Origin of the sequence: Amaricoccus sp. B4 (assembly GCF_043226085.1) — a bacterium.
Lineage (GTDB): Bacteria > Pseudomonadota > Alphaproteobacteria > Rhodobacterales > Rhodobacteraceae > Amaricoccus.
Genome location: NZ_CP171225.1, coordinates 1,162,501 through 1,181,048, shown reverse-complemented (window position 1 = coordinate 1,181,048; position 18,548 = coordinate 1,162,501). Strand labels below are relative to the sequence as shown.

The window sequence follows — 18,548 nt, the reverse complement described above, 5'->3', positions numbered from 1 at the left end:
AGCTGGGCGGATCGCCGCCCCGGAACACGAAGCAGGATTTGTTGGAGCGTTGAGATGAGCGACCTACGCAAAGTCATCATCGACGGGATGGAGATAGAGGTCGATCCTCGCATGACGCTGCTCCAGGCCTGCGAGGAAGCCGGCGTCGAGGTGCCGCGCTTCTGTTACCATGAGCGGCTCTCGATCGCCGGGAACTGCCGGATGTGCCTCGTCGAGGTGGTGGGCGGCCCGCCGAAGCCGGCGGCCTCCTGCGCGATGCAGGTGAAGGATCTGCGGCCCGGCCCGGAAGGCGCCCCGCCGGAAATCAAGACCAAGAGCCCGATGGTCAAGAAGGCGCGCGAAGGGGTGATGGAGTTCCTGCTCATCAACCACCCGCTCGACTGCCCGATCTGCGACCAGGGCGGCGAATGCGACCTGCAGGACCAGGCGATGGCCTATGGCGTCGATTTCTCCCGCTACCGCGAGCCGAAGCGCGCGGCGGTGGACATGGATCTCGGCCCGCTCGTCGGCACCTGCATGACGCGCTGCATCTCCTGCACCCGCTGCGTGCGCTTCATCACCGAGGTCGCGGGCGTGCCGGAAATGGGCCAGACCGGCCGCGGTGAGGACAGCGAGATCACCTCCTATCTCGGCGCGATGCTGACCTCCGAGATGCAGGGCAACGTGATCGATCTCTGCCCGGTGGGCGCGCTCACCTCCAAGCCCTATGCCTTCACCGCCCGGCCCTGGGAGCTGAAGAAGACCGAGTCCATCGACGTGATGGACGCGCTCGGCTCCAACATCCGGGTCGACGTGAAGGGCCGCGAGGTGATGCGGATCGTGCCGCGCAACCATGACGGCGTGAACGAGGAATGGCTCGCGGACCGCTCGCGCTTCATCTGGGATGGGCTGCGGCGCCAGCGCCTCGACAAGCCCTATGTGCGGGTGGACGGCAAGCTCAAGCCCGCAACCTGGGGCGAGGCCTTCAAGGCGATCGCGGCGGCGACGAAGGGCCGGAAGGTCGCGGCACTGGCCGGGGATCTGGCCTCGACCGAGGCGGTCTACGCGCTCGGCGCGCTGGCGAAATCGCTGGGCTGGAGCACGGAATGCCGGGTCGACGGCGCGAAGCTGCCCGCGGGCAACCGCTCGGGCTATGTCGGCACCGCGACGATCGAGGATCTGGAACATGCGCAGATGATCCAGCTCGTCGGGGTCAACCCGCGGCTGGAAGCGCCGGTTCTCAATGCGCGCATCCGCAAGGCCTGGCTGCGCGGCGCGACGGTCGGCCATGTCGGCCAGCCCACGGATCTCAGCTATGACGTGGTGAACGTCGGGCCCGGCCGGGCGGCGCTTGCCGATCTCGCCGACAAGGAGATCGGCCGCGCGAAGGAGCTGGAAACGGTCGTCGTGATCGGGCAGGGCGCCCTCACCGGCGCGGATGGCGAGGCCTGTCTCGCGGCCGCGATGCGGCTCGTGGAGAATTCGCGCAGCAAGTTCCTCGTGCTCCACACCGCGGCGGCGCGGGTCGGCGCGATGGATCTGGGCTTCACGACCGAGGGCGGGCTCGACGCGGCGCTCGACGGGGCCGAGGTGATCTACAATCTCGGCGTAGACGAGATCGACCTGCCGGACGGCGCCTTCGTGATCTATCAGGGCAGCCACGGCGATCGTGGCGCGCACCGGGCGGACGTGATCCTGCCGGGCGCGGCCTACACGGAAGAGGCGGGGATCTTCGTCAACACCGAGGGCCGGCCGCAGATGGCGAACCGGGCGGGCTTCCCGCCGGGCGACGCGCGCGAGAACTGGGCGATCCTGCGGGCGCTTTCGGCCGAGCTCGGCGCGACGCTGCCCTTCGATACGCTGGGCGCGCTGCGGGCGGCGATGACCGAGGCGGTGCCGCATCTCGGCGCGCTCGATGTTGTCCCGGAAAACGCATGGACGCCGGTGGCCTCGGGCGATATGTCCGAAGGCGATTTCGTTTCGCCGGTCACGGCACACTACCTCGCGAACCCGATCATGCGGGCCAGCCAGGTGATGGCGGAGCTGGCGAAGCTGGCGAGCGACCGGGCCCGGCCCCTGGCAGCGGAGTGAATGATGGACGGCTTTTTCGATACCGGTCTGGGCATCTTCGTCATCATTCTCGCCCAGTGTCTGCTCGTGACGGTGCTCATCCTCGTGAGCCTCGCGTTCCTGATGTATGCCGACCGCAAGATCTGGGCGGCGGTGCAGATCCGGCGCGGGCCGAACGTGGTGGGTCCCTGGGGGCTCATGCAGAGCTTCGCCGACTTCCTGAAGTATATCGTCAAGGAAGTGGTGGTGCCCTCGGGCGCCGACAAGTTCGTCTTCTTCATGGCGCCGATGATCAGCTTCATCACCTCGCTGATCGTCTGGGCGGTGGTGCCCTTCGGTGACGGCTGGGTGATCTCCGACCTCAATGTCGGGATCCTCTTCATCTTCGCCATCTCCTCGCTCGAGGTCTATGGCGTCATCATGGGCGGCTGGGCGTCGAACTCGAAGTATCCCTTCCTCGGCAGCCTCCGCTCGGCGGCGCAGATGATCTCCTACGAGGTCTCGATCGGCCTCATCATCGTCGGCGTGCTGATCTCGACGGGCTCGCTCAACCTCAGCCAGATCGTGCGGGCGCAGGACGGGGATTTCGGCTTCTTCTCCTGGTACTGGCTGCCGCATCTGCCGATGGTGTTCCTGTTCTTCATCTCGGCGCTGGCGGAGACGAACCGGCCGCCCTTCGACCTTCCGGAAGCGGAATCGGAGCTCGTGGCGGGCTATCAGGTGGAATATTCCTCGACGCCCTTCCTGCTCTTCATGATCGGCGAGCTGATGGCGGTCGTGTTCATGTGCGCGCTGATGTCGATCCTCTTCTTCGGCGGCTGGCTCTCGCCCATTCCGGGGCTGCCCGACGGGCTCTTCTGGATGGTCCTCAAGATGGGCTTCTTCTTCTTCATCTTCTCGATGGTGAAGGCGATCGTGCCGCGCTACCGCTACGACCAGCTCATGCGGATCGGCTGGAAGTTCTTCCTGCCCTTCTCGCTTGCCTGGGTGGTGATCGTGGGGCTCATGGCGCATTACGGCTGGTTCTGGGGTGCCTACCAGCGCTGGGCAATCGGAGGCTGACATGGCATTCACCTACGCAAAGGCGGCACGTTACTTCCTGCTCGCGGACTTCTTCGCAGGCTTCAAGCTGGGCATGAAGTATTTCGTCAAGCCGCGCCCGACGCTCAACTATCCGCACGAGAAGGGGCCGCTTTCCCCGCGCTTCCGCGGCGAGCACGCGCTCCGGCGCTATGCGAACGGCGAGGAACGCTGCATCGCCTGCAAGCTCTGCGAGGCGATCTGCCCGGCGCAGGCGATCACCATCGATGCCGAGCCGCGCGACGACGGCAGCCGCCGGACGACGCGCTACGACATCGACATGACGAAATGCATCTACTGCGGCTTCTGCCAGGAAGCCTGCCCGGTGGATGCGATCGTCGAGGGGCCGAATTTCGAGTTCGCGACCGAAAGCCGCGAGGAGCTGTTCTACGACAAGGCAAAGCTCCTCGAGAACGGTGATCGCTGGGAGGCCGAAATCGCCCGCAACCTCGAGCTGGACGCGCCTTACAGATGACCGATACGCCGCCGATCGTGACCAGGGCCCGCGGAACGGGCCGCAGCCAGGAGGGGGGTCTCTCATGAGCTTCGCCGTCTTCGCCTTCTACCTCTTCGCCGTGATCGCGGTCGTGGCAGGCGCCTTCGTTGTCTTCGCCCGGAACCCGGTCCATTCGGTGCTCTGGCTCATCCTGGCCTTCCTGTCGGCGGGCGGGCTCTTCGTGCTGCTCGGGGCCGAGTTCGTCGCGATGCTGATGCTCATCGTCTACGTGGGCGCGGTCGCGGTGCTCTTCCTCTTCGTGGTGATGATGCTCGACGTCGACTTCGCCGAGCTCAAGTCGGGCATGGCGCGCTATCTGCCGGTCGGGCTGCTGATCGCGGTGGTGCTGCTGGTGCAGCTGGGCTTCGCCTTCGGCGGCTGGCAGGTGGACGAGACGGCGATGTCGCTCCGCGCCGCGGTCACGCCCGACCCGGCGGAGGTGTCGAACACCGTCGCGCTCGGCAACCTGCTCTACACGAAATATGTCTTCCTCTTCGAGGCGGCGGGCCTCGTGCTCCTGGTCGCGATGATCGGGGCGATCGTGCTCACCCACCGCAGGCGGGCCGGCGTGAAGCGCCAGGACGTCATCTCGCAGATGTACCGCGATCCGGCGACCGCGGTCGATCTTCTCGACATCAAACCGGGGCAGGGCGCATGATCGGACTGAGCCATTATCTTGCCGTCGCGGCGATCCTCTTCGTGACCGGCATCTTCGGGATCTTCGTGAACCGGAAGAACGTCATCATCATCCTGATGTCGATCGAGCTCATGCTGCTCGCGGTCAACATCAACATGGTGGCCTTCTCGGCCTACCTCGGCGACCTCGTCGGGCAGGTCTTCACACTCTTCATCCTGACGGTCGCGGCGGCCGAGGCGGCCATCGGGCTCGCCATTCTCGTCTGCTTCTTCCGTAACCGCGGCACCATCGCGGTCGAAGACATCAACATGATGAAGGGCTAGGAAAAGATGGTCTCGCTCATTCTGCTTCTGCCCTTCTTCGGCGCCCTCATCTGCGGCTTCGGCCACCGGATGATCGGCGAGAAGGCCGCGACCTATGTCGCGACGGGCATTCTCTTCTTCGTCTGCTTCCTGTCCTGGATCGTCTTCTTCTCCTTCAACGGCCAGACCGAGAGCGTGCCGCTCTTCCGCTGGATCGCCTCGGGGACGCTTTCGGCCGACTGGGGCGTCCGGGTCGACCGGCTCACCTGCATCATGCTGGTGGTGGTGACGACGGTCTCCTCGCTCGTGCATCTCTACAGCCTCGGCTACATGGGGCATGACGAGAACTGGAAGGAGGGCGAGAGCTACCTGCCGCGCTTCTTCGCCTATCTCTCCTTCTTCACCTTCGCGATGCTCGCGCTGGTGACCGCCGACAACCTGCTGCAGATGTTCTTCGGCTGGGAAGGCGTGGGCGTCGCCTCCTACCTGCTGATCGGGTTCTACTATCGCAAGGCGAGCGCCAACAACGCGGCGATGAAGGCCTTCATCGTCAACCGCGTCGGTGACTTCGGCTTCCTGATGGGGATCTTCTCGCTCTACTTCCTCGTCGACTCGATCCATTTCAACGACATCTTCGCCGCCGCGCCGGAGATCGCGCAGACGCAGTTCACCTTCCTCTGGCGGGAATGGAACGCGGCCGAGATCGCGGCGTTCCTGCTCTTCATCGGGGCGATGGGCAAATCGGCGCAGCTGTTCCTTCACACCTGGCTGCCGGACGCGATGGAAGGCCCGACCCCGGTTTCGGCGCTGATCCATGCCGCGACCATGGTGACGGCGGGCGTCTTCCTCGTCTGCCGCATGTCGCCGGTGCTGGAATTCGCGCCGGGCACGCTCACCTTCATCACCTTCATCGGTGCGATGACGGCGTTCTTCGCGGCGACCGTGGGTCTCGTGCAGAACGACATCAAGCGGGTGATCGCCTATTCGACCTGTTCGCAGCTCGGCTACATGTTCGTGGCCGCCGGCGTCGGCGCCTATCCGGTCGCGATGTTCCACCTCTTCACGCACGCCTTCTTCAAGGCGCTCCTGTTCCTCGGCGCGGGCTCGGTCATCACCGCGATGCACCACGAGCAGGACATGCGGAATTACGGCGGGCTGAAATCCAAGGTGCCCTTCACCTACTGGACGATGATGGCGGGCACGCTCGCGATCACCGGCGTCGGCATTCCGCTCACCTCGATCGGCTTCGCGGGCTTCCTCTCGAAGGATGCGATCATCGAGAGCGCGCATGCGGGCTCCAACGCCATGGCGGGCTTCGCCTTCTGGTCCCTGGTCATCGCGGCGGCCTTCACCTCGTTCTATTCCTGGCGGCTGGTGTTCATGACCTTCCACGGGAAGCCGCGGGGCGATCATCACGCCCATGACCATGCCCACGAGAGCCCGCGGGTGATGCTGATCCCGCTCGGCGTCCTGGCGGCCGGCGCGATCTTCGCGGGCATGATCTGGTATGGCCCGTTCTTCGGCAATCACGAGCGGATGAACGCCTTCTTCGGCCTTCCGGTCCACCACGAGGAGACGGTTGCCGAGGGCGAGGGCCACGGCGCGGCGCCGGCTGAGGCCGGGCACGACGCGGCGGCGACGGCGGATCACGGCGACGTGGTGGCTTCGGAGACCGGCGCGGATGCGGTTCATGCCGGCGAGACGGCGCCCCAGGGCGCGGTCTTCTTCGGGCCGGACAACCACACCATCGAGATGGCGCATGAATCGCCCGTCTGGGTGAAGGTCTCGCCCTTTGTCGCCATGCTGATCGGTTTCGCGATCGCCTACTGGTTCTACATTCTCGACCCGAGCCGCCCGAAGGCGCTCGCCGAGACCCAGCCGATCCTCTACCGGTTCCTGCTCAACAAGTGGTATTTCGACGAGATCTACGACGTGATCTTCGTCCGGCCTGTCCGCTGGCTCAGCACCTTCCTCTGGAAGAAGGGGGACGGGGCGACCATCGACGGGACCATCAACGGCGTCGCCATGGGGTTCGTGCCCTTCGTCACGCGGCTCGCGGGCCGGGCGCAGTCGGGATACCTGTTCCATTACGCGCTCGCCATGGTGGTCGGACTGATCCTGCTCACCCTCTGGCTCAGCATCGGGAGTGCCGGGTAAGATGAACAGCCTGCTTTCGCTCATCACGTTCCTGCCGCTGATCGGCGCCGTCGTCCTGCTCGTCTTCCTCAAGGGCGAGGACGAGATGGCGCAGCGCAACGCCAAGCTGCTCGCGCTCTTCACCACCGCCGCGACCTTCATCCTCTCGCTCTTCGTGCTGCTGGGCTTCGATCCGACCGATACCGGGTTCCAGTTCGTCGAGGAGGGGGCCTGGCTCGGCGGGCTGACCTACAAGATGGGCGTGGACGGAATCTCCGTGCTCTTCGTGATGCTGACCACCTTCCTCATGCCCATCGTCATCGGCGCGAGCTGGCACGTGACGAGCCGGGTGAAGGAATACATGGTCGCCTTCCTCGTGCTCGAGACGCTGATGATCGGCGTGTTCTGTGCGCTCGATCTCATCCTCTTCTACGTCTTCTTCGAGGCGGGCCTCATTCCGATGTTCCTCATCATCGGGATCTGGGGCGGCAAGGACCGGATCTACGCCTCGTTCAAGTTCTTCCTCTACACGCTGCTCGGCTCGGTGCTCATGCTCGTCGCGATGATCGCGATGTACTATCAGGCCGGGACGACGGACATTCCGACGCTGCTCACGCACCAGTTCGACTCCGAGACGATGCATGTGCTCGGGTTCACCATCGCGGGCGGCGCGCAGACGCTGATGTTCCTCGCCTTCTTCGCCAGCTTCGCGGTGAAGATGCCGATGTGGCCGGTGCACACCTGGCTGCCTGACGCGCATGTGCAGGCGCCGACGGCCGGGTCGGTGGTGCTGGCGGCGATCCTCCTGAAGATGGGCGGCTACGGCTTCCTGCGCTTCTCGCTGCCGATGTTTCCGGTGGGCTCGGAGGTGATGCAGGATTTCATCTTCACGATTTCGGTGATCGCCATCGTCTACACGAGCCTCGTCGCGATCATGCAGGAAGACATGAAGAAGCTGATCGCCTATTCCTCGGTCGCCCACATGGGCTTCGTGACGATGGGGATCTTTGCCTTCAACCAGCAGGGGCTCGACGGCGCGATCTTCCAGATGCTGAGCCACGGCTTCGTCTCCGGCGCGCTCTTCCTCATCGTCGGCGTGATCTACGACCGGATGCACACCCGCGAGATCGCCGCCTATGGCGGGCTCGTGATCCGCATGCCCGTCTACGCGCTGATCTTCCTGCTCTTCACCATGGGCAATGTGGGGCTGCCGGGCACGTCGGGCTTCGTCGGCGAATTCCTGACGCTCTCAGGCGTCTTCCAGGTGAGCACCTGGGTCGCCTTCTTCGCGGCCTTCGGCGTGATCCTCTCGGCCTGCTACGCGCTCTGGCTCTACCGCAAGGTGATGTTCGGGGATCTCATCAAGGAGAGCCTCAAGACCATCGCCGATCTCTCGGGCCGGGAGAAGCTGCTCTTCGCGCCGCTGGTTGCCGCGACGCTGCTGCTCGGGATCTACCCCTCGCTCATTCTCGACGTGATCGGACCTTCGGTCACCGCTCTCGTCCATCACACCGACTCGGCGCTCGCGGCGGCGGCCACGACGCTCGCGCAGAACTGACGCTCCCGGGAGACAACAGATGCTCGGCCAAGACCTTTCCGTGATCGCACCGGAACTCGTGCTCGCGCTCTATGCCATGGGGGCGCTGATGTGGGGCGCCTATGCGGGACGGGACGCAAGCCGCATGATCCTCTGGGTCTCGACGGGGGTGCTCGTCGCGGTCGGGCTCTGGGTCGGCGTTCACGCCGGCGGCACGCAGACCGCCTTCGACGGCTCCTTCGTGTCCGACGGCTATGCGCGCTTTGCCAAGGTGATGGTGCTCTTCGGGGCGGCGGCCACGCTCGCGCTCAGCGCCGATTTCCTGTCGCGCAACGAGCTGATGAAGTTCGAGTATCCGGTGCTGATCGTGCTGGCGACCGTCGGCATGCTCATCATGGTCTCGGCCGCCGACCTGATCGTGCTCTATCTCGGGCTCGAGCTTCAGTCGCTTGCACTCTACGTGGTGGCGGCATTCCGGCGCGACTCGCTGCGCTCGACCGAGGCGGGGCTCAAGTATTTCGTGCTGGGCGCGCTCTCCTCGGGGCTGCTGCTCTATGGCGCGAGCCTCACCTACGGCTTCTCCGGCACGACGATGTTCGCGGGCATCGCCATGGTCGCCGGTGGCGGCGAGCCGATGTCGGTGGGCCTCGTCTTCGGCCTCGTCTTCCTCATCGCGGGCATGGCCTTCAAGATCTCGGCGGTGCCGTTCCACATGTGGACGCCCGATGTCTATGAAGGCTCGCCCACCCCGGTGACGGCGTTCTTCTCCACCGCGCCCAAGGTCGCGGCGGCGGCGATGCTGGCGCGCGTGCTCTTCGATGCCTTCGGCAATGCGGTGGCGGACTGGCAGCAGGTGCTGGCGCTGCTCTCGCTCTTCTCGATGTTCCTCGGCTCCTTCGCGGCGATCGGGCAGACCAACATCAAGCGCCTGATGGCCTATTCCTCGATCGGGCACATGGGCTACGCGCTGCTCGGCCTCGCGGCCGGCACGCAGGAGGGCGCGCAGTCGCTGCTCATCTATCTCGCCATCTACGTGACGATGAACGTCGGCGTCTTTGCCTTCATCCTCAACATGCGCCGCGACGGGCAGCAGGTGACCGATATCGCCTCGCTCGGCCTCTACTCGCGAGTCGATCCGGCGCGGGCGGCGGCGCTGGCCGTGCTCATGTTCAGCCTCGCCGGAATTCCGCCGCTCGTCGGGTTCTTCGGGAAGTTCTACGTGCTGAAGGCGGCGGTGGATGCGGGCCTCGTGTGGCTGGCGGTGGCCGGTGTCGTCGCGAGCGTGATCGGCGCCTATTACTATCTGCGCATCGTCTACCTCATGTATTTCGGCCAGGAGGTGGAACCCCTCGATGGCCGGATGCCGTCGATCCACTGGGGGCTGCTCGGGGCATCGGCGCTCGCGATGGTGCTCGGCATCATCAACCTCTTCGGTGTCGAATCCCTCGCCGCTTCGGCCGCCGCCACGCTGGTCCAGTGACCGGCGGATGACGGACCGGCCGTGATGGATTGGCCTGCCAGCGTCGGGCGCAGCGTACACGAGGCGCTCGACAGCACGAATGCCGAGGCTCTGAGGCGGATCGCCGGGGGAGAGACCGGCCCGTTCTGGATCCTTGCCGGCCGTCAGACCATGGGGCGCGGCCGGCGCGGGCGGGGCTGGTCCTCCCTTCCCGGCAATTTCTACGCGAGCTACGCCTTCACGCCGCCGGGCGGACCGGCCGAGGCGGCGCTGCGCTCCTTCACCGCCGCACTTGCGCTCCATGACGCGCTGGTCGATGCGACCGGGCGGCCGCAGCTTTTCGCGCTCAAGTGGCCGAACGACGTGCTGCTTTCCGGGCACAAGCTTGCCGGCATCCTGCTCGAGACCGGAGCCGGCCCGCGCCATGCGCCGGTGGCGCTGGTGATCGGCATTGGCGTCAATCTCGCGGCGAGCCCCGATGCCGCGGCGCTCGAGGCCGGGGCGGTGCCGCCGATCAGTCTGGCGGAAGCGACGGGGATTTCCGTCCCGCCGGCAGAGTTTCTCGATCTTCTCGCGCCGCGGTTCGAGCACTGGGAAGCGCGGCTGCGCCGGGAGGGCTTCGGGCCGATCCGTGCGGCCTGGCTCGCGCGGGCGGCGCGGATCGGCGAGGAGGTGACGGCGCGGCTGCCGGGGCGCGAGATCCGCGGCATCTTCCGCAGCCTCGACGAGAGCGGCGCGATCCTGCTCGATACGGCATCCGGGCGCGTCGCGCTCCCGGCGGCGGAGATCTTCTTCACGCCGCAGATCCTGTCCGGGGAGACCCACCATGCTGCTCGCGATTGACGTCGGCAACACCAACACCGTCTTTGCGATCCATGACGGGCGCGAGATCATCGCCGAGTGGCGCTGCGCCACGGAGCATCAGCGGACGGCGGACGAGTATTTCGTCTGGCTCCAGCAGCTGCGGGAATTTCACGGCATCACCGGCGAGATCCTCTCGGTCGTGATCTCCTCCGTGGTGCCGCGGGTGGTGTTCAATCTGCGGGTGCTCTCGGACCGGTATTACCGCTGCCGCCCGCTGGTCGTCGGCAAGCCCGACGTCCGGCTCGGGGTGCCGGTGCGGGTGGATCCGACGACGACGGTGGGGGCGGACCGGCTGGTCAACACGGTCGGGGCGCATGATCGCTATGGTGGCAATCTCATCGTGGTGGATTTCGGCACCGCCACGACATTCGATGTTGTCGGTGCGGATGGCGCCTATGAGGGCGGGGTGATCTCGCCGGGCGTCAACCTCTCGCTCAAGGCGCTGCATGACGCCGCCGCCGCCCTTCCGCATATCGATGTGACGAAACCCGCGCAGGTTGTCGGCACGAATACGCTTGCCTGCATGCAGTCGGGTGTGTTCTGGGGATATGTGGGTCTGATCGAGGGCATCTGTGCCCGGATCCGGGAAGAACGCGGCATCCCGATGACCGTCATCGGAACCGGCGGCCTGTCGACCCTTTTCGCCCAGGGTACGGATGTCCTGGAGATCATCGATACAAAACTGACGATCCACGGCCTCGTGTTGATCGACCGACTGAACAGAGAGTGAGACCGCCCCGTATGCCCGAAAAGAAGAACCGGCTCATCTACCTCCCGCTCGGCGGGGCAGGTGAAATCGGCATGAACATGTATGTCTACGGCTACGGTCCCGAAGGGCAGGAGCGGCTGATCCTTGTCGATGTCGGCGTGACCTTCGGCGACATGGAAAGCTCGCCGGGCATCGATCTCATCATGGCGGACCCCTCCTGGGTGCAGGCCCGCGCCGACCGGCTCGAGGGGATCTTCATCACCCATGGCCATGAGGATCATGTGGGTGCGCTCGGCCATCTCTGGCCGCGGCTGAAGGCGCCGGTTCACGCGCGCCGCTTCACCGCCGCGCTGGCGCAGGACAAGATGGAACGCGCGGGGCTCGATGTGCTGGAGGTGCGGCAGGAGGCGCCCTGGCCACACATGGTGCAGGCCGGGCCGTTCCGCGTCGGCTTCGTGCCGGTGTCGCATTCGATCCCGGAATCCTCGAGCCTGCTGATCGAGACGCCGGCGGGGCGCATCCTGCACACGGGCGATTTCAAGGTCGATGCCGATCCGGTGGTGGGCGAGCCCTTCTCGCCGGAGACCTTCCGCGCGATCGGGGACCAGGGGGTTCGCGCGCTGATCTGCGATTCGACCAATGTCTTCAACACGCATCCGGGGCGTTCGGAATCGCTTCTGGCGCAGCCGATCCGTGATCTGATCGCCTCGGCGGAGGGCATGGTGGTCGCGACGACCTTTGCCTCGAACGTCGCACGGCTCAAGACGCTGGCGGAGGCCGGGCGCGCGGCGGGCCGGCAGGTCGTCGTGGTCGGGCGCGCCATGTCGACGATGCTGCGCAATGCGCAGGTCACCGAGATTCTCGAGAGCTTCCCGCCGCTCCTCGATCCGATCGACGCGGCCGACCGGCCGCGGAGCGAGCTTCTGGTGCTGGCAACCGGCAGCCAGGGCGAGCGGCGCGCGGCGACGGCGCAGCTCGCGAACGGCCGCTACATGGGAATGGAGCTCAAGGCCGGGGACATGTTCCTGTTCTCGTCGAAGACGATTCCCGGCAACGAGGTCGCGGTGGCGCGGATTCTCAACCAGCTCAGCGAAAAGGGCGTGAAGGTGGTGGACGAGAGCGGCGGGCTCTATCACGTCTCCGGCCATCCCAACCGACCCGATCTCGAAACGATGCACGATCTCGTCCGGCCCGACGTGCTGGTGCCGATGCATGGCGAGCACCGTCATCTCTCGACCCATGCCGAGCTTGGCGAGAGCCGGGGGCTGAAGGCCATCGTGGCGCCGAACGGGACGATGCTGGATCTGGCGGCGGAAACGCCGATGGTTGTCGAGCATGTCGAGACCGGGCGGGTCTATCTTGACGGCACGCAGCTCATCGGGGCGCTCGACGGCGTGGTGCGCGAGCGCCTGCGGATGGCGATGCGCGGCGCGGTGGTCGTGAGCATCATCATCGACGAAAGCGGGCGGCCGCTCGGCGGCGTCTGGGTCGAGGGCATGGGGCTGCCGGATGATCCCAAGCTGCGGGACGGGCTCGAAGGAACGCTGGAGGCCGAGATCGAGGCGGTGCTTTCGCGCGCGAACCGTTCGGTGATCGGGGACGACGATGCGCTCGAGGAGCTGGTGCAGCGCACCTGCTCGCGTCTCTGCAATACCACGATCGGCAAGAAGCCGGTCTGCCGGGTGATGATCAGCCGTCTCGAAGCCTGAGACGGCGGCCCTTCAGGGGCGGGACGACCCTTGATGTTTCAAAGAAAAAACGGTCCGGACTGAAACAGTCCGGACCGTTTTTCCTGATTCCCTGAATGGATCAGGCCGCGGCGGAGGGAGATGCGTCCGCGGATTCGGCTTCCGTGGCCGGAGCCGGCTCCGTGGCAACCTTCTTGCGGCGCGATTGCGTGCTGCGGCGGGGCTTGCGGGCCGCCGGTTTCTTCTCTTCGGCGGCAGTTTCCACCACGGCTTCTTCCGGCGCTTCGGCCGTTGCGACCTCGTCGGCCTCGGCCGGGGCGCCGCGGAAATCGCGAAGCAGGAAGGCGGGGACATGATCGCCCATGCCGACGATCCGGCCCCCGGAGTCGCGGCCACCATCGCGGCCCCTCGAGCGGCCTTCGCCGCGGGGGGCGCGCTGCTGCTGCGGCGCCGGTGTGGCGGCGGCGGCCGGAGCCGCGGCGGTGCTGCTTTCGCCTTCGGAGCGGCGGCGGCTGCGCGATGCGGAGCGGCGCTCCCGGACAGGGGCCTCCGTATCCTGCGCGTCCGCGGCCTCGGCCCGGGCAGAGCCCGCAAGCGGGCTTTCGGTGCGCGGGATGGTCTTTTTCACCAGCTCCTCGATCTTCGCGAGGTATTTTTCCTCATGCGGCAGGCAGAGGGTGATGGACTTGCCGGCGCGGCCGGCGCGGCCCGTCCGGCCGATGCGGTGGACATAGTCTTCCGAATGGATCGGCACGTCGTAGTTGAAGACGTGGCTCACATTCGGGATGTCGAGGCCGCGTGCGGCAACGTCGGAGGCGATGAGGAGCTTGAGGCCGCCATCGCGGAAGCTGCCGAGGATCTGCATCCGGAGCTTCTGGTCTAGGTCGCCGTGCAGGGCGGAGGCGTCGAAGCCGTGCCGCTTGAGCGATTTCGCGACGATATCAACGTCGCGCTTGCGGTTGCAGAAGATGATGCCGTTGGTCAGCGCATCGCCCTCGGCGGAGATGAGGCGGCGAAGCACGTCGCGCTTCTCGCTGTCGGCGCGATCCTTGCGGGACGGCTTGTGTTCGCAGACCGACTGCTCGATCGTCTCGGAGGTGGTTGCCTGGCGGGCCACCTCGACGCGGACCGGATTGTGGAGAAACTCCTCGGTGATCCGGGTGATCTCCGGGGCCATGGTGGCCGAGAAGAAGAGCGTCTGGCGGGTGAAGGGCACCAACTTGAAGATGCGCTCGATGTCGGGGATGAAGCCCATGTCGAGCATGCGGTCGGCTTCATCGACGACCATGATCTGCACGCCGGTGAGCATGAGCTTGCCCCGCTCGAAATGGTCGAGCAGGCGGCCGGGCGTCGCGATCAGCACATCGACGCCGCGGTCGATCAGCCGGTCCTGATCCTTGAAGGAGACGCCACCGATCAGCAGGGCCATGGAGAGCTTGAGGTGGGCCGAGTATTTCTCGAAATTCTCGGCAACCTGGGCCGCGAGCTCGCGCGTCGGGGCGAGGACGAGGCTCCGCGGCATCCGGGCCCGGGCGCGCCCCTGCGAGAGGGAGCAGAGCATGGGCAGAACGAACGAGGCCGTCTTGCCGGTGCCGGTCTGGGCGATGCCGAGCACGTCGCGCCCTTCGAGGGCATGCGGAATGGCCTGGGCCTGAATCGGCGTGGGGATGGTGTAACCGGATTCGGTTACGGCCTGAAGAACTCGAGGATCGAGCGAAAGGTCTTCGAAACTTGTCATCAAGACTCGCGTGTTTGAGATTGCGGTCGATACGGCCGCAGATCACCACGCGGCCCGGCCTCCGTATTGAGGCCCTACATTGATATGAGCCCAATATCGCACTTGCGGAAAAAAGTCAATCCTCGCCCGGAGAACGCCCATGCGACGCTATTTCCGGGAGGAAATAATGGATCCGAAGCGGCCCCGATTCCGTTGTATCCGGAGTGACCAGCACGAGCTTTGCCGAGACGGGATCGGCGCGCCAGGCAAATTTCCGTGCGTGACAAGGAGACCCATGGTGGACAGTTCAGTTTCGGTGACGGCTTCTGCGGCACAGGCGGCCGTGACGCCACGCCGGGAGGACGATATCTGCGTGATCCTCAACACGCGATCCGGCAAGAAGCGCCAGGAAGTCGCGCGGGAGCTCGAACGGCTTTTCGCCGCGCATTCCGGGCGGGTCGACATCCGGTCGCTCAACTCGGGCCGCGAGGTGGATGGGGCGGCGCGCGCGGCGGTGGAGGAAGGCTTCGGCACCATCGTTGCCGCCGGCGGCGATGGCACGATCTGCGGCATCGCGGCGCGCGTTGCCGGGTCGGACAGCCGGTTCGGGGTCCTGCCGCTCGGCACGTTCAACTATTTCGCCCGCTCGCTCGATCTGCCCGAAGAGCTCGAGGCGGCCGTCGATGTCGTGCGGCGGGGGGACGAACGCGGGATGGGGCTCGGCGAGGTGAATGGCGCCGCCTTCCTCAACAATGCCAGCATCGGCGCCTATGCGATGATCCTGCAGCGACGCGAGCGGATCTATCAGCGCTGGGGCCGGAGCCGGATTGCCGCCTACTGGTCGGTGGTGACGACCCTGCTGCGGCTGCGCTCGTCGCAGCGGATGCAGGTGAGCGTGGACGGCGAGACCCGGACGCTGCGCTCGCCGCTCATCTTCATTGCGGCCAATGCCTTCCAGCTCGAGGTCTTCAACCTGCCCGGTGGGGATTGCGTCGAGGAGGGCAAGTTCGCGCTCTTCGTTGCTCCGGACCGGACCGGACCGGCGCTGCTTGCCTATGCCTTCCGGCTGGCCTTCCGCGGCATGCAGGAGGGACGGGATTTCACCCTGCTCCGCGGGCAGGAGATCGTGATCGACACCGCCCGCAAGCGGATGCTCGTTGCGCGCGATGGCGAGAAGGCGCGGATGACGGGGCCCTTCACCTTCCGGTATCACCGCGACGCGTTGCGCGTGATCGTGCCGCGGGCCACCGGTGAGGGCGAGGGCGAGGGCGAGGCGGAATGAGGCGGATCATTCATCTTTCCGACCTGCATTTCGGGCGGACCCGGCCGGAGCTTCTCGAGCCGCTGCTCGCAGTGATCCGCGATCTCGAGCCGGATCTCGTCGCGCTGTCGGGCGATCTGACCCAGCGGGCGCGGCGCAGCCAGTTCGGTGCGGCGCGCGCGTTCCTCGACCGGCTCGATCTGCACTGGCTGGCCGTGCCGGGAAATCATGACGTGCCGCTCTATAATGTGCCGCTGCGGCTGACCGATCCGTTCTCGGGCTACCGCCGCCGGATCTCGCGCGATCTCGAACCGGTCTATGTGGATGAGGAGATCGCCGTCGTCGGGCTCAACACGGTCGATCCGTTGGCCTGGCAGCGGGGCAGGGTGACGCCGGGCGACATTGCCCGCGCCGCGGAGCGGGCGGGACGGGCGCCGGTGAAGATCCTCATGGCGCACCATCCGTTCAAGCATGTGCCGGACGAGCCGAAGGCCCTGATGAAGGGGGCGCCGGAGGGGCTCGAGGCGCTCGCGCGCACCGGGTTCGATGTGGTGCTTGCCGGGCATCTGCATGCCTGGCGGGTCGAGCCGGTGACAGCCCGGCTCGAGGACGCACGCACGCTTCAGGTGCAGGCGGGCACCGGGCTTTCGACCCGGTTGCGCGGGGAAGAGAACGATTTCAATCTCCTGACGATCGATGGCGAGACCCTCACCGTGTTGCGCTATGCAACAGAGGAAGGCGCGGAGGGATTCGAGCCCGTCGCCAGCCGGTGCTTCGAACGCGCGGGGGAGCGCTGGAAGATCTGTGACGGCGCGCAAAAATAGGGAAAACTTCATCCAGTTTTTACGCAGCTTGGATCGGATGCCTGGAGAATGGCTTCCGAAGCAGGCGGATTTTCCAAGGGGCGCGGGCGCGGCTGGAACCCGCGTTCAGCCTGTTCGCGGCGGCAGGGTTTTCGTGTGCGCCGCAGCGGTGTATAGGCGGTGCCATTCGAGGAGAGTATCGAGATGAATCAGGAAGTATCGAAGGCGCTGCGTGGTGTTGCCCTGTTGAAGGTGCGCAACATTCATCACTGGACTGACCGGACCTTCTCGTTCAACTGCGAGCGGCCGCAGAGTTTCCGCTTCCGCTCCGGCGAATTCGCCATGATCGGCCTGATCGTGGACGGCAAACCGCTTCTGCGCGCGTATTCGATTGCCTCGCCCTCCTGGGACGAAGATCTGGAATTCTATTCCATCAAGGTCGACGACGGCCCGCTGACCTCGCGGCTGCAGCACCTCAAGGAAGGCGACGAGATCGTGATGCGGCCGAAGCCCGTCGGCACGCTTGTCCATGACGCGCTGCTGCCCGGCAAGCGGCTCTTCCTCTTCTCGACCGGCACCGGCATCGCGCCGTTTGCCAGCGTCATCCGCGACCCGGAGACCTACGAGAAATTCGATCACGTCATCCTCACGCAGACCTGCCGCGAGGCGCATGAGCTCGACTACGGCAAGCATCTCTGCGAGTCGATCGTGACGCACGAGCTGCTGAGCGAGATCGTCGGCGACAAGCTCACGCATATCGGCACGACGACGCGCGAGGAGACGCCCTTCATGGGCCGGATGACGGACTGGATCCGCGATGGCCGTCTGGCCGCGGCCGTGGGCGGTCAGCTCGATCCGGCGACGGACCGGGTGATGATCTGCGGCTCGATGGCGATGCTGCAGGATCACAAGGCGATCTGCGAGGAGATGGGCTTCATCGAGGGGTCGAATTCCGAGCCGGGCCAGTTCGTGATCGAGAAGGCCTTCGTGGACTGAAGCATGCGGGCTCCCGCAACGGATGTGGCGCCGGCCGAGTGGCCGGCGTCTTGCGTTTCGGATCGGGTTTCAGGGGGCTGTCGGCCCCTCCGCGAGCGCGAGCAGGCCCGCGACATCGAGGTGGTCTTCCATGTGGCGGGCGAGGGCGTCGAGCGTTTCCTCGACCACGGCGCCATGGCTGATGGCCGAGCCGCCCCCGCCCATCTCCCGCAGGAAGGCCGCGCGGAAGGCATCCGAGCCGAAAAGCCCGTGCACATAGGTGCCGCGAATCCGGCCGGATGACGATTGCGCGCCATCGGCATGCCCCGCGATCTCGAGAAGCGGCCGGGCGCAATCGGGCCCGGTGGTGCGGCCGATATGGATCTCGTAGCCCGTGACGGGAAGCCCGGAGGCGAGGTGGCGGCCGCGCACCTCGACGAGGCGTTTCTCCGCCGTCATCTCGGTCCGGATGTCGAGGAGGCCAAGGCCCGCATCGGAGCCGGGAGGCCCCTCGATGCCGTGCGGGTCCGCGATGTCGTGGCCGAGCATCTGGTAGCCGCCACAGATCCCGAGAACCCGGCCGCCGCGCCGGACATGGGCCTGCAGGTCGATGTCCCAGCCCTGCGCCCGCAGGAAGGCGAGATCGCCCCGGGTCGATTTCGTGCCGGGAAGGATGACGAGATCGGCATCCCCCGGGAGCGGCTGGCCCGACGGGATCATGGCGAGCGACACCTCGGGTTCGAGCTTCAGCGGATCGAGGTCATCGAAATTCGCGATGCGCGAGAGCATCGGGCAGACGATGCGGATCCGGCCGTCCCGCCGGCCGCTGGTGATG

At 66.2% G+C, this 18,548-nt stretch carries 16 protein-coding genes (1 of these 16 running past the window's edge); 14 read left to right on the top strand and 2 right to left on the bottom strand.

Annotated features, from left to right (window positions below; all coding sequences use genetic code 11):
• Nucleotides 1–54: 54 nt before the first annotated feature.
• From nuoG to ACF66B_RS05585, 11 genes are all read left to right on the top strand, one after another.
• Complete coding sequence (nuoG, locus tag ACF66B_RS05635) at nt 55–2,070, top strand: NADH-quinone oxidoreductase subunit NuoG (protein ID WP_111431701.1); 2,016 nt, start codon at nt 55–57, stop codon at nt 2,068–2,070.
• A gap of 3 nt (nt 2,071–2,073) precedes the next feature.
• Nucleotides 2,074–3,111 (top strand): NADH-quinone oxidoreductase subunit NuoH, encoded by a 1,038-nt coding sequence (nuoH, locus tag ACF66B_RS05630; RefSeq protein ID WP_111431722.1) that lies wholly within the window; start codon nt 2,074–2,076, stop codon nt 3,109–3,111.
• Nucleotide 3,112: 1 nt separating this feature from the next.
• Entirely contained in the window at nt 3,113–3,604 is a 492-nt protein-coding gene (nuoI, locus tag ACF66B_RS05625) for an NADH-quinone oxidoreductase subunit NuoI (RefSeq protein WP_111431702.1), read from the top strand.
• A 64-nt stretch (nt 3,605–3,668) separates the two neighbouring features.
• A complete protein-coding gene (locus tag ACF66B_RS05620) occupies nt 3,669–4,283 on the top strand; it encodes an NADH-quinone oxidoreductase subunit J (protein WP_111431703.1) in 615 nt (204 codons plus the stop codon).
• The gene (nuoK, locus tag ACF66B_RS05615) at nt 4,280–4,585 is read left to right on the top strand and encodes an NADH-quinone oxidoreductase subunit NuoK (protein WP_111431704.1); all 306 of its coding nucleotides are present in this window, start codon (nt 4,280–4,282) and stop codon (nt 4,583–4,585) included. The genes ACF66B_RS05620 and nuoK overlap by 4 nt, the downstream gene beginning before the upstream one ends.
• A 6-nt stretch (nt 4,586–4,591) precedes the next feature.
• The gene (gene nuoL, locus ACF66B_RS05610; RefSeq protein ID WP_111431705.1) at nt 4,592–6,721 is read left to right on the top strand and encodes an NADH-quinone oxidoreductase subunit L; all 2,130 of its coding nucleotides are present in this window, start codon (nt 4,592–4,594) and stop codon (nt 6,719–6,721) included.
• 1 nt (nt 6,722) lies between these two features.
• The gene (locus ACF66B_RS05605; RefSeq protein WP_111431706.1) at nt 6,723–8,258 is read left to right on the top strand and encodes an NADH-quinone oxidoreductase subunit M; all 1,536 of its coding nucleotides are present in this window, start codon (nt 6,723–6,725) and stop codon (nt 8,256–8,258) included.
• A 19-nt stretch (nt 8,259–8,277) separates the two neighbouring features.
• Entirely contained in the window at nt 8,278–9,717 is a 1,440-nt protein-coding gene (nuoN, locus tag ACF66B_RS05600; protein ID WP_111431707.1) for an NADH-quinone oxidoreductase subunit NuoN, read from the top strand.
• A gap of 24 nt (nt 9,718–9,741) precedes the next feature.
• The gene (locus ACF66B_RS05595; RefSeq protein WP_111431708.1) at nt 9,742–10,539 is read left to right on the top strand and encodes a biotin--[acetyl-CoA-carboxylase] ligase; all 798 of its coding nucleotides are present in this window, start codon (nt 9,742–9,744) and stop codon (nt 10,537–10,539) included.
• Entirely contained in the window at nt 10,523–11,290 is a 768-nt protein-coding gene (locus ACF66B_RS05590; RefSeq protein WP_111431709.1) for a type III pantothenate kinase, read from the top strand. The genes ACF66B_RS05595 and ACF66B_RS05590 overlap by 17 nt, the downstream gene beginning before the upstream one ends.
• Nucleotides 11,291–11,301: 11 nt before the next feature.
• Nucleotides 11,302–12,978, top strand: a complete 1,677-nt coding sequence (locus ACF66B_RS05585; protein WP_111431710.1) for a ribonuclease J — start codon at nt 11,302–11,304, stop codon at nt 12,976–12,978.
• 100 nt (nt 12,979–13,078) lie between these two features.
• On the opposite strand, the gene ACF66B_RS05580 is transcribed toward ACF66B_RS05585, so the two are convergent.
• Entirely contained in the window at nt 13,079–14,695 is a 1,617-nt protein-coding gene (locus ACF66B_RS05580) for a DEAD/DEAH box helicase (RefSeq protein ID WP_111431711.1), read from the bottom strand.
• Between the two features lie 274 nt (nt 14,696–14,969).
• Between ACF66B_RS05580 and ACF66B_RS05575 the strand changes: the two genes are divergently transcribed.
• The 3 genes from ACF66B_RS05575 (at nt 14,970) to ACF66B_RS05565 (ending at nt 17,734) form a co-directional block, all read left to right on the top strand.
• The gene (locus tag ACF66B_RS05575) at nt 14,970–15,956 is read left to right on the top strand and encodes a diacylglycerol kinase family protein (protein ID WP_162683427.1); all 987 of its coding nucleotides are present in this window, start codon (nt 14,970–14,972) and stop codon (nt 15,954–15,956) included.
• A complete protein-coding gene (locus tag ACF66B_RS05570; RefSeq protein ID WP_111431713.1) occupies nt 15,953–16,759 on the top strand; it encodes a metallophosphoesterase in 807 nt (268 codons plus the stop codon). The genes ACF66B_RS05575 and ACF66B_RS05570 overlap by 4 nt, the downstream gene beginning before the upstream one ends.
• A gap of 183 nt (nt 16,760–16,942) precedes the next feature.
• Nucleotides 16,943–17,734, top strand: a complete 792-nt coding sequence (locus ACF66B_RS05565) for a ferredoxin--NADP reductase (RefSeq protein WP_392664294.1) — start codon at nt 16,943–16,945, stop codon at nt 17,732–17,734.
• 69 nt (nt 17,735–17,803) lie between these two features.
• Here the strand turns inward: ACF66B_RS05565 and ACF66B_RS05560 are convergent, their stop codons facing one another.
• Nucleotides 17,804–18,548 carry the 3' portion of a cobyric acid synthase gene (locus ACF66B_RS05560; RefSeq protein ID WP_111431723.1) on the bottom strand. Its footprint extends 743 nt past the window's final position, so the window shows 745 of its 1,488 coding nt (coding positions 744–1,488); its start codon lies beyond the right edge, outside the window; its stop codon occupies nt 17,804–17,806.